Raw genomic sequence first — 13,243 nt, 5'->3', positions numbered from 1 at the left:
CAATTAGTCAGGAGCAAAGCCATGCCGCGCGTCGTAAACATTAAGTTTACTCAGGATTTCGCAAACCAGATCGTTCTCAAGGACGCCTACGATGAGGAGAATAAACTATCGCCCGAACCAAGTGCCACGAAGGGTTCAATGATAGCCCGCACCATTACAACGGTCGGCGGCGAAGGAAAGTTGGAGCTTTCGTCGGCCCGAGTCGTAGAGTCCTATATGATACCCTACGATTTCGTCGTGATCGATGGGATCTCAAACAGCGTTTATTTTCCGCGCCTCAGAGCGGCGGTCGCCCAAGAGGATTTCGATAAGTCAATGAACCTCTTAGAAAAAGAGCTCCCGCAATTGGCCGGTCAGTTGAAATGAGACGTATAAATGACCCCTGGGGATAGGCTCTCGTAAAGCGTCGCATCACGAGTTCTGAATTCCATGTGACCTAAGCTCCGTGGCCACGTTTGCCGCACTACAAGGGTCCTAGAAAGGGCGAGTTGATCGGCTTGATCTATTCGCAGGCGCGGTTCACTTCTTCCGGGCTTGACGCCAAATCAAAGTTACTTAATCTAAGACTCTGCAAGCCCGCTTGGAGGAGGGGCCGGGCAATCGCGATGTCGGTCGCGCCATCTTCATCTCCCCCAAACCATGACCCCGGCCCCAAAGCATGACGACAAAATTGTCAGCCGTCGATTTTCAACAGGATAAGCCATGCCTCTGACCATTGCCCAGCGCCTCGATCGTCTCAAAGTTCGCATTGCCGAGTTGGCTCATTGGCGGGATCGACAAAGTGCTGTGATCGACGGCTGGACTTTCGAGGGCGAGCCGATCGCGCTTCAGCAGGATTGGCCGCACCGCCAGGGGGTGGTGCATTTTGCCGCGACCGCTGAAGCGCCGGAGGCGTGGCCTCTCGCAGACATTCGCCTGCAGCTCGATCTCGGCGGCGAGAGCCTGATTACGCTGAGCTACCCCGGCGGTGAGACCGAAACATTCGGCCTCGATCCCTATCATCAGGAATTCCCGCTGAGGGGTCGCCGCTTTTCGATCGCAACGGAAACCGTCGCCCGCTTTCCATTCGGCGAACCCAATCGCGCTCCGCGGCTCAACAAGTCCCGCTTTATCTGGCTCGATGGCCCGGCTCACCGCCTGCACCTTCTGTTGAAGCAGGTTGCCGAGGCAATCGATGCGCTGGGTGAACATGAAGTCGTTCCGCATCTGATGGATGCCGCCGAGCATGCGCTGCGCAGTCTCGATTGGCCGTCGGATACGGCGGCTTATATCTCCCGCACATCCGGCGCCGTCATGCAGCAGAAAATCTGGGAACTGCCGGAGCTTGAAGCTAATCCGGCAGGCCTCACGGAAGAGCAAAGCGCTTCGGCAGCCGCGGCCTTCGAGGCTCTGACGGCGCGGCTGAAGGAGCTGCAGAAGCGCTTTCCGCCGAACGGAGAACTGCTGCTGACGGGCCATGCGCATATCGATCTTGCCTGGCTTTGGCCCTATCGCGAGACGCGTCGGAAAATGCGGCGCACCTTCAATACGGCGCTCTCGCTGATGGAGCGCTCCGACGATTTCCGCTTCAATCAATCGACCGCCCATTATTACGCGCAGATGGAAGAGGAAGACCCGGACCTTCTCGAGCGCATCAAGAACAAGGTCGCGGAAGGAAAGTGGGAAACCGTCGGCGGCATGTGGGTCGAGCCCGACACGAACATGCCGACCGGCGAAAGTCTCGCCCGTCAGGTTCTCTATGGCCAGCGCTATTTCGAGAAGACCTTCGGCACGCGCCATACGGTCTGCTGGCTGCCGGATTGCTTCGGCTTTTCAGGCGCGCTGCCGCAGATCCTGAGACAGGGCGGTATCGACAGTTTCTTCACCATCAAGGTCAACTGGAGCGAGACCAATCATATTCCCTCCGATCTCTTCTGGTGGAAGGGCCTCGACGGCAGCCAGGTGCTGACCCATACGTTCGACAATCCGATGCAGGGTTATAACGGCTTCGTGCAACCCGATTGCTACGTGCCGACGTGGAAGAATTTCCGCGGCAAGACGCAGCACGATACCTCGCTTCTGGCCGTCGGTTATGGCGACGGCGGCGGCGGCGTCACGCCCGAGATGGTGGAGCGCGAAGTGCAGTTGCGCGATTTCCCGGCGATCCCGCAGGCACGCTGGGGCACCGTCAAAAGCTATTACGAGCAGGCGCACCGCACCGCGGGGGAAAAGAGCCTTCCGGTGTGGGATGGCGAAATCTATCTCGAACTGCACCGCGCCACGCTGACGTCGCAAAGCGGCGTCAAGCGCAAGCACCGCCAGGCCGAACGTGCGCTGATCACCGCCGAAGCCATCGCTTCGCTTGGGCACATGCTTGGAGCAGACAAGCCCCAGAGCCTCGAAGCCGATTGGCGCGTCGTGCTGAAGAACGAATTTCATGACATTCTGCCGGGCTCGAGCATCCGTGAAGTCTATCAGGATGCGGAGCAGGAACTGGGCGGCGTCATCGACCGTGCCAAGATCGAGCAGGCGAGGGCATTGCAGGCGCTGTCGGCCAAGCTGCCGAAGGGCGGGGTTGGCGATGCCCTCGTCGTCGTCAATCCGTCTCTTGCGGCCAGACCGCTCAGCGCAACGCTCTCCGACGGCACGGTCGTCTCGGCCGCCGATGTCGTCGCCCCCCTGTCCGTCGCGGTCTTCGACAAGGGCACGCTCAAGCCCGCGAGTGGGCTGAAGGCCGGCCCCGGCCATCTCGAAAACGAGCACCTCTCGGTCGCCATCGGCAAGGACGGGGCGGTCGTGAGCCTCATCCATAAGGCCACGGGCCGGGAAGCGGTCGACGGCTCGGCAAATCAGCTCTGGGTCTATCCGGGCGACAAGCCGCGCAACTGGGACGCCTGGGACATCGATGCGGATTATGCCGAAAAGGCCGTCCGCCTCGATGCCCCGGAAAGCATCACGCTCGTTGAAGAAGGGCCGCACCGAGCGGCGATCCGCGTCGTCTACCGCTACCGGAATTCGAGCGTCACGCAGACCTATGTGCTGACGGCCAACGCCAGGCGCCTCGACATCGAAACGACGATCGACTGGCATGACCGCCGCACCCTTCTGCGCACGCTGAACCCGGTCGCCGCATTGGCCCGGAAGGCAACGTTCGAATGCGCCTTCGGCATCGTCGAGCGGGCAACGCACACGAATACGTCCTGGGAACAGGCGATGTTCGAGGCCGTCGCGCACCGCTTCGTCGATATCACCGAGCCGGGCTTCGGGGTCGCACTGCTCAACAATGCCAAATACGGTCATAGCGCCCGCGGCAATGTGATCGGCATGAGCCTCGTGCGCGGTCCGATCTATCCGGATCCGCTGGCCGATGAAGGCGAGCAGAGCTTTACCTATGCGCTGATGCCGCATGAAGGCACCTGGCATGAAGGCGGCGTCCTCGACGAGGCGATCGATCTCAATCAACCGCTCGTCGCTGCTGAGGCCAGCGGCCTCTCCACCGGCACCTTCGCGCCGCTTGTGGTCAACGGCATCCCTGTCGCGTTCTCAGGCCTGAAGCCGGCGGAAGAAGGCGATGGTCTCATCCTGCGCCTTTACGAACCAGCTGGCCGGCGCGGCAACCTCTCCCTCGGTCTACCTTCCGGATGGGCAGCATCGCAACCGCTGAACATTCTCGAAGAGCCGATGGAGCGGAAGGGACCTGCCGACATCATGCCGTTCGAAATCCGGACCTGGAAGCTGAAATATGCCTGACGCCTAACCGCCATACGTGCCGGGAATCAAATGGCCTATGGCAAGCATGTCGCGCCATGATTTGAAGAACTGGCGGGCGCTTCTGAAAGCGGCCGCTATCCCCCAGAATTGGATGAGCCGCCAGCCGCATCCAGCGGTCGAAAAGCGTCGGGTCGGGCGGCAAAGTTCGCAACTACAAAATCCACGAAAGCGCGGACTTTTGGTGAAAGCTGACGATTGGACGCCCAGACGAGCGAGAGCGAGCCGTACGGCACCATGAAGGAGGTCAGGACGGGGACCAAACTTCCGGTTCGCATATGGGGTTCTGCGACGTAGACAGGCAGATGCGCGAGCCCCAAAGCGTCCCGTGCTGCCCGCAGCCCTGCGTCCGTATTGTTGAATGTAAGGCTTCTTGGCAAAATTAGCCGATCGTATGGTGAGCGGAATGCCCACGGCGCGAGCCGGCCGCTGGATGGGTATTTGAAGTGAATGCAAGCATGTTGGGAGAGGTCATCAGGCGTCTGCGGTTGCCCATGGCGCTTGAAATAATCGGGACTTCCGCAAACGACGAAATGCTGGTCGCCAAGATGGCGGGCGATCAATCGAGCATCGGCAAGCTCACCACTCCGAACGACGACATCCAGGCCCTCTGCGACCAGGTCTGTGACCTTGTCTTCGAAATCGATGTCCAGTTCGATCTCCGGAAATTGCTCGGCAAAAATGGGCAGAAGCGGCATGAGAAGGTGATGCCCGACGATATGCGGTACGCTGACGCGAAGGCGTCCCCTTGGACGTTCCCGGCTTCGTGAGATTGTGGCCTCTGCGTCATCCATGTCGTCGATGATGCGTTTGTAGCGCTCGTAGAGGACCGCTCCTTCCTCAGTCAGGCTGATACTGCGCGTTGTCCGATTGAAGAGCCGCACGCCCAGCCGGCTTTCGAGACGCGCCACTGCCTTTCCGATCGCAGACGGCGAAACTCCGCCAACCCTGGCGGCTGCGACGTAGCTCTGCTGTTCGACGGCGTGGACGAAGGCGACAACGCTTGCGAGACTGTCCACAATAACACCCGATTAGAGATATCTTGTCCTTTATGTACGTCCACAGGCCACCATTGATCAATATTGCGTAGGAAATATCCTCTGTCTCACGATGCTAGGCGCTTTTCGAGGCCTAATCCTTCGCCTGCAGCCGCAGCGGTCGGGTGATCTCGATTGCCGCCTATTCGGACGGCGTCTGGCAATATCAAAGGAGTGAACGCATGCGGGACTATGCAAAAGAACGACCCGAACACACGGAAAAATACGTCGGAGAGAATGACCTATTTCTGGAAATATTTCATGCGTACCGCGCTTCGAGGCAGTCCGTTCGGCCGCCTTTGCTCTTCGTCCATGGCGCCTTTACCGGGAGTTGGATGTGGAGCAAATACATTCCTCATTTCATGTCGGCTGGATGGAAGTCTTATTGCGTCAATCTGCGAGGCCACTACAAAAGCAGGTCGGTGGATTTCACAAAAATCCTGTTTGAAGATTACCTGGAAGACATCCGGCTGGTGATCTCCGAAATCGTCGAAGAATGTGGAACTCCTCCCATCGTGATCGGATTCAGCATGGGCGGAATCCTGAGCCAGAAACTGGCGGAAAGTGTGCAGATAGCCGGGCTGGTCTTGATCGATTCCAGCATTTGCAGGGAAGTGCATGCGGAGGCCCCCTATCGCGATCTCGCGTTGCGAATGCCCGGCCTCGTCGTGCCTGCTCCAGCACGCGACGAGCAGATCAGTGTGGATGAAACATTCGAGGATATCGAATTCCAGCGGAAGTACCTGTCCATGGAATCTGCGAAGGCATTCAGCGCATTTTCCTTTCATTTCGGGTCCGAGGGGATTTCCATCAAAGGCGAGATGATCGCCTGTCCCAGCCTCGTCATCTGCGCCATCAACGACGAATCCGATGAACATCGCGGCCGGGCGACAGCGCGTCACATCGGCAGCGAGTATCTAGGTCTCTGGGGCACGACACATACCGGTCTGCTTGTCGGGCAGAGGTATCACGAAGCTGTAAGCCGCATTATGGTCTGGTTAGCGCGCTTTGATGGGAGGCCGGTTTCCGATAAGGCATCATCCTGGACCGCCCGCGAGTAGAGCCGTAAGCCAAGGCTCAGCCTTGCGGACCAAGGCTCGCCAACAGCCGGCTGATATAGGCTTCCAACCCGCCGACCATGTCGAAGCGGGTGGGATCGCGCAGCCAGAGCATCTGAAGGCCGTCCATCACCGCGATCAGTTCGGCCGCCATTGCCCTGCCGTCAATCTTGCCGTCGATCGAGCCATCGGCGACGGCCTCTTCGAAGGTCGCGGCGATGTCATTCTGCAGTTGGGTGGCGCGATCGAGAAACCATCCTTTGGCCGGGTGATCCTTCATCAGGCTCTCGGCATTCAGGATGGCGAAGGCCCTGATGACCTCGACCATATCGGCGTTGCGGCGGAAGACCTCGACCATGCCCTTGAGCAGGCCGCGGAGATCGGAACGATGGGGCCCGATGAAGCTTTCGCTTTCGCGATCGCGCTTATCCAGAATGGCGAGCAGGAGATCGACCTTGGTCGGGAAATGGTGCAGCAGGCCGGGCAGCGACAGGCCGACGTCGCGGGCAACATCCGCGATGGCGGCATTCTGGTAGCCGTCTTCGGCGAAGCGCCGCATCGCAGCCGTCAGGATCTCCGCGCGGCGCGCTTCGCCCTTGCGGGATCTGCGTCGTCGCTTTTCGTCCTGTCCGGTATTCGATTCGGAAAACTCTGCCATCGCCTCTCCCGTCGGTTTCTCCGGCGCTCTTTATCCATACATCAGGCTTCGCCAGTTGACATCTTAAAAATACCGAGTAATCGGTAGGTTTAAGAACTACCTTACCTGCTGAGAAGTGCGCGTTTGCCGCCGATGGGTTAGCACCGCGCTTGCTCCGGCAATACTTCACGGCAACCGAATTCCATTGAAGGGGAGGTTTGCATGATCGATTCCATTCTCGACAAGATGACGCTCGAGGAGCAGGTCTCCCTGTTGTCCGGCGCCGATTTCTGGACGACGGTTCCCGTCGAGCGTCTTGATGTGCCGAAGATCAAGGTGACGGACGGACCGAATGGCGCCCGCGGCGCCGGTTCGCTGGTCGGCGGCGTCAAGGCGACCTGTTTTCCCACTGCCATCGCGCTCGGCGCCACCTGGAATCCCGATCTGGTCGAGCGCATGGGTGTGGCGCTTGCCCACCAGGCGAAGAGCAAGGGTGCCGCCGTACTGCTCGCGCCTACGGTGAACATCCATCGTTCCGGCCTCAACGGGCGAAATTTCGAATGTTATTCCGAGGATCCGATGCTGACCGCGGAACTCGCCGTCGCCTATATCAAAGGCGTGCAGAGCCAGGGGATCGCAGCGACGATCAAGCACTTCGCCGGCAATGAATCCGAGATAGAGCGGCAGACCATGTCTTCCGATATCGACGAGCGGACGCTGCGCGAAATCTACTTTCCGCCCTTCGAACAGGCTGTCAAACGCGCCGGCGTGATGGCCGTCATGTCCTCCTATAACCGCCTCAACGGCACCTATACCAGCGAGCATGAGTGGCTGCTGACCAAGGTGCTGCGCCAGGAATGGGGATTCGACGGTATCGTCATGTCCGACTGGTTCGGTTCGCATTCGACGGCCGAGACGATCAATGCCGGGCTTGATCTCGAGATGCCCGGCCCGGCGCGCGATCGCGGCGAGAAGCTGGTTGCGGCCGTGCGCGAGGGCAGGGTCGAAGCCGCCACCGTGCGGGCGGCGGCGCAGCGGATCCTGCTTCTACTCGAGCGGGTCGGCGCGTTCGAGAAGAAGCCCGACCTTACGGAGCAGGCGGTCGACCTGCCGGAAGACCGGGCGCTGATCCGGCGTCTCGGCGCAGAGGGCGCAGTCCTTTTGAAGAACGACGGCATACTGCCGCTTGCCAAGACGTCGCTCGACCGGATCGCCGTCATCGGACCCAACGCCGCGAGCGCGCGCGTCATGGGCGGTGGCAGCGCGCAGATCGCGGCGCATTGCGTGGTCAGTCCGCTCGAAGGGATTCGAGCCGCCCTTTCCAATGCCAATAGCGTCAGCCACGCCGTCGGCTGCCGCCATAACCGTCTGATCGAGGTGGCCAAGGGAAAGATCACCGTCGAATATTTCAAGGGACGCGGCTGCCGGGGCACTCCGCTTCATGTCGAGACCGTCGACAAGGGTGAGTTCTTTTGGTTCGAACTGCCGGCGGCCGAGCTCGACCCCACCGATTTCTCGGCACGGATGACGATGCAATTCGTGCCGGAGGAGAGCGGCGATCATGTCTTCGGCATGACCAATGCCGGACTGGCGCGGCTCTTCGTCGATGGCAGCCTGACGGTTGACGGCCATGACGGCTGGGCACGCGGCGAAAACTATTTCGGCACGGCCAATGACGAACAGCGCGGCACGGTAGCGCTCGATGCGGGCAAAGCCCATGCCGTCACCGTCGAATATGACCCGCCGGTGGCGAACGGAGAGGGGATCAACCTCACGGCCATTCGGTTCGGCGTCGAAAAGCCCTTGGGCGAGGCCGATATCGTGGGTGCCGTCGAGACGGCGCTGAATGCCGATGTGGCGCTTCTCTTCGTCGGCCGCGACGGCGAATGGGATACCGAGGGCTTGGACCTGCCCGACATGCGGCTTCCGGGGCGGCAGGAAGAGCTGATCGAGCGGGTTGCGGCCGTCAACGCCAACACCGTGGTCGTGCTGCAGACCGGCGGTCCAGTGGAAATGCCGTGGCTCAGCAAGGTTCGCGCCGTGCTGCAGATCTGGTACCCCGGGCAGGAGCTGGGCAATGCCGTCGCGGATGTCCTGTTCGGCGATGTCGAGCCCGGCGGACGTCTGCCGCAGACATTCCCGAGGGCGCTTGCCGACAATTCCGCCATCACAGGTGATCCGGCCGTCTATCCGGGTAAGGATGGGCATGTGCGCTATGCCGAAGGCGTCTTCGTCGGCTATCGTCATCACGATACGCGTGCTGTCGAACCGCTCTTCCCTTTCGGTTTCGGCCTTGGCTATACGCGCTTCAACTGGAGCGAACCGCGGCTTTCAGCCAGCGAAATGGGTGCCGAAGGCGTGACCGTCAGCGTCGATCTGACCAATATCGGCGATCGGGCCGGATCGGAACTTGTCCAGCTTTATGTGCGTTCGCCGAGGTCAAAGGTAGAACGGCCGGACAAGGAACTGCGCGCCTTCGCAAAGCTTTCGCTGCTGCCCGGTGAGACAGGAACGGCCGAAATGAGGATCCTGCCGCGCGACCTCGCCTATTACGACGTCGGGGCCGGCGCTTTCCGCGCAGAAGCAGGCGACTACCAACTGGTGGTGGCTGCGAATGCCGCGGATATCAGGTTCATCATCGATCTGCCGTCACCACTCGAATATGTACTGCCATCTTCGAATTAAAGGCAGGCTGGCGAGATCCATATCGTATTCGAGCTGAGCCCGGCCGATCGCGCTTGGCGCGTCTGCACCAAGCGTTGGTTCGAGCTGGATCAGGCCGCGTCGGGCTGAGAGCGGAGATTGGTGACGACGCGCCGGTTCTGCACCTTGCAGGAGCGCTCCGTGCAGTCGCGCACTTCGCGGTCGTTGCCGTAGCCCTTGGCCCACATGCGACTGGCGTCCACGCCCTTCGAGACGAGATAGGCCATCGCCGCATCGGCGCGCTTCTGCGACAGCGTCTCCATTTGGGATGCGGAACCGGAATCGTCGGCAAATCCCTGCAGCTTGAGCAGCCAAGTCGGGTTCTTGTTTAGCCAGATGGCCTGGTTGTCCAATGTTGCCATGGCGACGGAATCGAGCGTGGCGGAGTCCTGCTTGAAGTAGATCCTTCGGCCGACATTGAGGATGAAATCCTCTTCACTGCCAGCCGCGACGGTTTCGAAACCGGGCGCCGGATCGTTGGTCTGGCCGGTCATCGGCGCCGCAGCGGGTTCTTCCAGAGACGCGACCTTGGTTGTGGTGCAGGCGGTAAGCGCCAGGAGCATGGCCGCGGCCATAAGCTGCCTCATGTATCCGGTCGGAGCAAACATCAGCGGATATTCCTCATTCGACCGGAGTTATTTGGCTGACCTGCGCGGCACGTTCAGCCTGGTCGGCAATGTGCGGCAGAACCTGCACCGCGGTGCCGATGGGGCAACGCTGGTAAAGATCGATGGCGTCTTCGTTGAACATGCGGATACAGCCGCTGGAGGCATCCTTGCCGATGCTCCACGGCTCAAGCGTGCCGTGGAAGCGATAACCGGTGTCGACGCCGTCGCGATGCAGATACATGGCGCGGGGACCAAGTGGATTTTTCGGTGAACCTCCGGCCACGAATTCGGGCAGTTCAGGATGGCGCTTGCGCATCTCCGGCGGCGGCGTCCAGCGCGGCCAAAGCGATTTAGCGTCGATCGTGGCGCGGCCAAACCATTTGAAGCCCTCGCGGCCGACGCCGACGCCATAGCGGATGGCCGTCTTGTTCTCCATGATCACGTAGAGAAAATGGTGCCTTGTATCGACGACGACGGTGCCGATCGGCTCGCTGCTGAAATATTTGACAACCTGGCGGTGCCACTTCTTGTCGATCTTGGCGAAGTTGGTCTTTTGGAACGTCACGCCATTGCCGACGGCGGTGCCGGCAAAATTGGAAGATGCGGCGGCGAATGCCGGTTTCTGGACCGCACCGGCGCCAAGTAACGCCAATCCACCAAGCACAATATTTCTGCGTGTCCACGGCATCGGCAATATCCCCCTTAAAGCCAAGCAGCGAAGTGTCAGTAAATCAGATTTTTCATTTGCCACAACAGAAAAATCATATCCTCCCTAAAGGCGGAGATCGGTTCACGGGCCTCCTGTGTCTGGTATTGCCCCATTGTTACTCTGGAATGCCGCGGCGCTTCGAGTTAAAGGGCCGGGCATTCATCACCTTTGAAATCGGCATGTACTCTTTCCGCAACCGCCTGCGAGCCGATGCTCTTCACACGCGGCAGTTCCTTTTCTTGTGCGAATGCCTCCACAAGATCACAAAGCATCTCTCGCGCAACGCCTGGGACCACATGATGGGGCAAATGCCCGACACTTCTGGTCTTCTTGCAGCAAGGTGTAACGCCGCTGCGCTGCCGATCGAGTGCGCAACGATCCTCACCTCCGACAGGTCAAGAGACGTGAGAAGGCGTTCAAGCCAGAAGGGCTGTCCCTCAGGTCCACGCTCAGCCGGTGCAGCCGGCGTGCTCAGTCCATAGCCGGGCCGGTCGGGAGCAATGATCCGGATATCGCTGTTGTCGAAGGGAAGCAAAATTTCCTGCGCAAGACTGCCGCAGCCATGCAGGAGGACGACTGGAATGCCATGTGAGTTGCCACCGCCAAGGATGTGAACGTCCTGATCTGCGACGTGAATTGTTATTCCGAACGTCGGCTGGACAGACTTCACTAACATGAGGCGCATAACTAAATCGGAAGAAGAAGTTCCCGTCGGGACGGCGCCTACGGCATTGAGCCGCTAGAGTAGGATGGACGGGCGGCTCAGCGCTGCCGCCTTATCTGTGCTACCATCATCGCGGTCTCGAAGCGGAAAGATCGAATGCTCCTTCAGCGTGTCAGTTTCTATGTGCTTCTGGTCCTCGTGACTATTGCGTTCGTCGCCGTCGTGCTACCGTTCTATTCGGCGATATTCTGGGCAGTCGTCCTCGCTATCATCTTCTTCCCGCTTCACGCCCGTATCGAGGCGCGGCTGGGTGGGCGGGGAAACCTCGCTGCAGCGCTGTCTGTGTTGATCTGCCTCTGCGTCGTTATCATTCCCGGGCTGATCGTCCTCAGTTCACTCGTCCAGCAGGGCAACCATCTCTACCAACGTATGGACACCGGCGAGATCGACGTCCGGAGCTTTATTCATAATCTGCAGGAAGCATTGCCCTTGTTCCTCCGCGACTGGCTCCGGAGCATCGAGCTGAACGGCGTCGATACGTTTCAGGACCGCGTTTACTCGGCATTGATGCAGGGCGGCGGTTTTTTTGCCGGACGCGCCTTGAGCCTCGGTCAGAACACCGTGCGGTTCTTCGTCACCTTCGGCGTGATGCTCTATCTCCTATTCTTCATGTTCCGGGATGGGCGCGCCCTTGCCCGCGCCATCAGAAGAGCGCTGCCTCTCAGCGATGCCCATACACTTCGCTTCACCTCCAAATTCACTTCGGTCGTTCACGCGACCGTGCGAGGCAATATTATCATCGCCATCATCCAGGGTTCGATCGGCGGAATCGCCTTCTGGGCCCTTGGCGTCGAGCCAGCCCTTCTGTGGGGCGTGCTGATGAGTTTCCTGTCGCTGCTGCCTGCGGTCGGCGCCGCATTGATCTGGGTCCCCACGGCCATTTACCTGGCTCTGGCCGGCTTTTGGGTGAAGGCGATTGTGCTGGTTGCGGTAGGCGCCCTCGTCATCGGTCTTGTCGATAATCTGCTGCGGCCGTCCCTGGTCGGCAGAGAGACCAAGCTTCCCGACTATGTTGTCCTCATTTCCACCATTGGCGGCATTTCTCTACTAGGCATCAATGGTTTCGTGATCGGGCCGCTGATCGCCGCTCTCTTCATCGCCGCTTGGGGGATATTCGTGGAGGAGGAGGGCACGTCGGATTCCTGACGATGCGACCGGAGCATTTACCGATGGCTTCCGGAACTTTCGTCTCCCTGACCGGTTTCATAGATTCGAACCATCATCATGGGGGTGGAGCCATGAGCGCTCCGGGTGTCGCCGTCTTCGATAAGACGCTGCAAACTACAAATATGCGGCACGACGATCTGATGGCCGAGCAGGGACCTGATCGGCAGCTAGTCTGCGGTGAACGACGAGCTTTCATCGACGCCCGGGCGAGGTGCGGAAAGTGCGCCACGGACTGCCGGCAGAAGTCCAGGCGCTCTGGCCGGATCCGGATAGCGACACTCAGTCCCCATCGAGAGGGTGGCAGGAGCCGCAACCACGTCGTTTCGGAAGCGACTCTCACCGGAACATTCGACGTCCACTAACCGTAAAAGGCAGGAGGAAAGACCATGAAAGTGTCAGAGATCATGTCTCGCGATGTAGAAATCGCCAACCCTAATCAGACGATAGCCGAAATCGCGAGATGCATGGCCGACAGGCAGATCGGCTTCCTGCCGGTCGGCGACAACGACCGGCTCGTCGGAACGATCACGGATCGCGATCTCGTCGTGCGTGGGCTTGCCGATGGACTCGGGGGCGATGCAAAGGTGCGCGAAGTCATGTCACGCGATGTCAAATATTGTTTCGAAGACGAAGATGTCGACGACGTGACCCGCAATATGGGGCAGGTCCAGGTCCGCCGCCTTCCCGTCGTCAATCGTGACAAACGCCTTACCGGCGTCATCTCGCTCGGCGATGCGTCCCTGGCGGACACCGCTGCAGCGGGAGCCGGGTTGAAAAAAGTTTCCCGACCGGGCGGAGCTCATGCACATTAGAGGAGGATGATTTTAGGCCTGAAGCAATCAGGATCCTGTCG

General features: G+C 60.0%; 10 protein-coding genes and 1 pseudogene. 6 read left to right on the top strand and 5 right to left on the bottom strand.

Annotation, left to right across the window (positions count from 1 at the left end):
* Positions 1 to 21: 21 nt before the first annotated feature.
* Both ACD590_RS25675 and ACD590_RS25670 read left to right on the top strand, forming a co-directional pair.
* On the top strand, positions 22 to 366 hold the full coding sequence (locus tag ACD590_RS25675; RefSeq protein ID WP_018516901.1) for a hypothetical protein: 345 nt from the start codon (positions 22 to 24) through the stop codon (positions 364 to 366).
* Between the two features lie 336 nt (positions 367 to 702).
* On the top strand, positions 703 to 3,729 hold the full coding sequence (locus tag ACD590_RS25670) for an alpha-mannosidase (protein WP_018516900.1): 3,027 nt from the start codon (positions 703 to 705) through the stop codon (positions 3,727 to 3,729).
* Positions 3,730 to 3,824: 95 nt separating this feature from the next.
* On the opposite strand, the gene ACD590_RS25665 is transcribed toward ACD590_RS25670, so the two are convergent.
* Positions 3,825 to 4,766 (bottom strand): LysR family transcriptional regulator, encoded by a 942-nt coding sequence (locus tag ACD590_RS25665; protein ID WP_018516899.1) that lies wholly within the window; start codon positions 4,764 to 4,766, stop codon positions 3,825 to 3,827.
* Between the two features lie 200 nt (positions 4,767 to 4,966).
* On the opposite strand from ACD590_RS25665, the gene ACD590_RS25660 reads away from it, so the two are divergent.
* Positions 4,967 to 5,845, top strand: coding sequence for an alpha/beta hydrolase (locus ACD590_RS25660; protein WP_032990309.1), 879 nt, complete (start codon positions 4,967 to 4,969; stop codon positions 5,843 to 5,845).
* Between the two features lie 16 nt (positions 5,846 to 5,861).
* Here the strand turns inward: ACD590_RS25660 and ACD590_RS25655 are convergent, their stop codons facing one another.
* Entirely contained in the window at positions 5,862 to 6,500 is a 639-nt protein-coding gene (locus ACD590_RS25655; RefSeq protein ID WP_018516897.1) for a TetR/AcrR family transcriptional regulator, read from the bottom strand.
* A 201-nt stretch (positions 6,501 to 6,701) separates the two neighbouring features.
* Between ACD590_RS25655 and ACD590_RS25650 the strand changes: the two genes are divergently transcribed.
* Positions 6,702 to 9,164 carry a glycoside hydrolase family 3 C-terminal domain-containing protein gene (locus tag ACD590_RS25650; protein WP_439003662.1) on the top strand — a complete coding sequence of 821 codons (2,463 nt, stop codon included), beginning with the start codon at positions 6,702 to 6,704 and terminating at the stop codon, positions 9,162 to 9,164.
* Positions 9,165 to 9,253: 89 nt separating this feature from the next.
* On the opposite strand, the gene ACD590_RS25645 is transcribed toward ACD590_RS25650, so the two are convergent.
* The 3 genes and pseudogenes from ACD590_RS25645 to ACD590_RS25635 form a co-directional block, all read right to left on the bottom strand.
* Positions 9,254 to 9,790 carry an OmpA family protein gene (locus ACD590_RS25645; protein ID WP_018516895.1) on the bottom strand — a complete coding sequence of 179 codons (537 nt, stop codon included), beginning with the start codon at positions 9,788 to 9,790 and terminating at the stop codon, positions 9,254 to 9,256.
* A 13-nt stretch (positions 9,791 to 9,803) separates the two neighbouring features.
* On the bottom strand, positions 9,804 to 10,478 hold the full coding sequence (locus ACD590_RS25640; protein ID WP_439021029.1) for a L,D-transpeptidase: 675 nt from the start codon (positions 10,476 to 10,478) through the stop codon (positions 9,804 to 9,806).
* Between the two features lie 337 nt (positions 10,479 to 10,815).
* A pseudogene (locus ACD590_RS25635) lies at positions 10,816 to 11,184 on the bottom strand (alpha/beta fold hydrolase); the annotation flags it as partial.
* A 135-nt stretch (positions 11,185 to 11,319) separates the two neighbouring features.
* Between ACD590_RS25635 and ACD590_RS25630 the strand changes: the two are divergent.
* Positions 11,320 to 12,369 carry an AI-2E family transporter gene (locus ACD590_RS25630; protein ID WP_113543042.1) on the top strand — a complete coding sequence of 350 codons (1,050 nt, stop codon included), beginning with the start codon at positions 11,320 to 11,322 and terminating at the stop codon, positions 12,367 to 12,369.
* A 407-nt stretch (positions 12,370 to 12,776) separates the two neighbouring features.
* The gene (locus tag ACD590_RS25625) at positions 12,777 to 13,202 is read left to right on the top strand and encodes a CBS domain-containing protein (RefSeq protein ID WP_017957358.1); all 426 of its coding nucleotides are present in this window, start codon (positions 12,777 to 12,779) and stop codon (positions 13,200 to 13,202) included.
* Positions 13,203 to 13,243 lie beyond the last annotated feature (41 nt).

It is taken from the genome of Rhizobium sp. 862_C5_N1_2 (assembly GCF_051811205.1).
Lineage (GTDB): Bacteria > Pseudomonadota > Alphaproteobacteria > Rhizobiales > Rhizobiaceae > Rhizobium > Rhizobium leguminosarum.
This window is presented reverse-complemented; position numbering and strand designations above follow the sequence as displayed.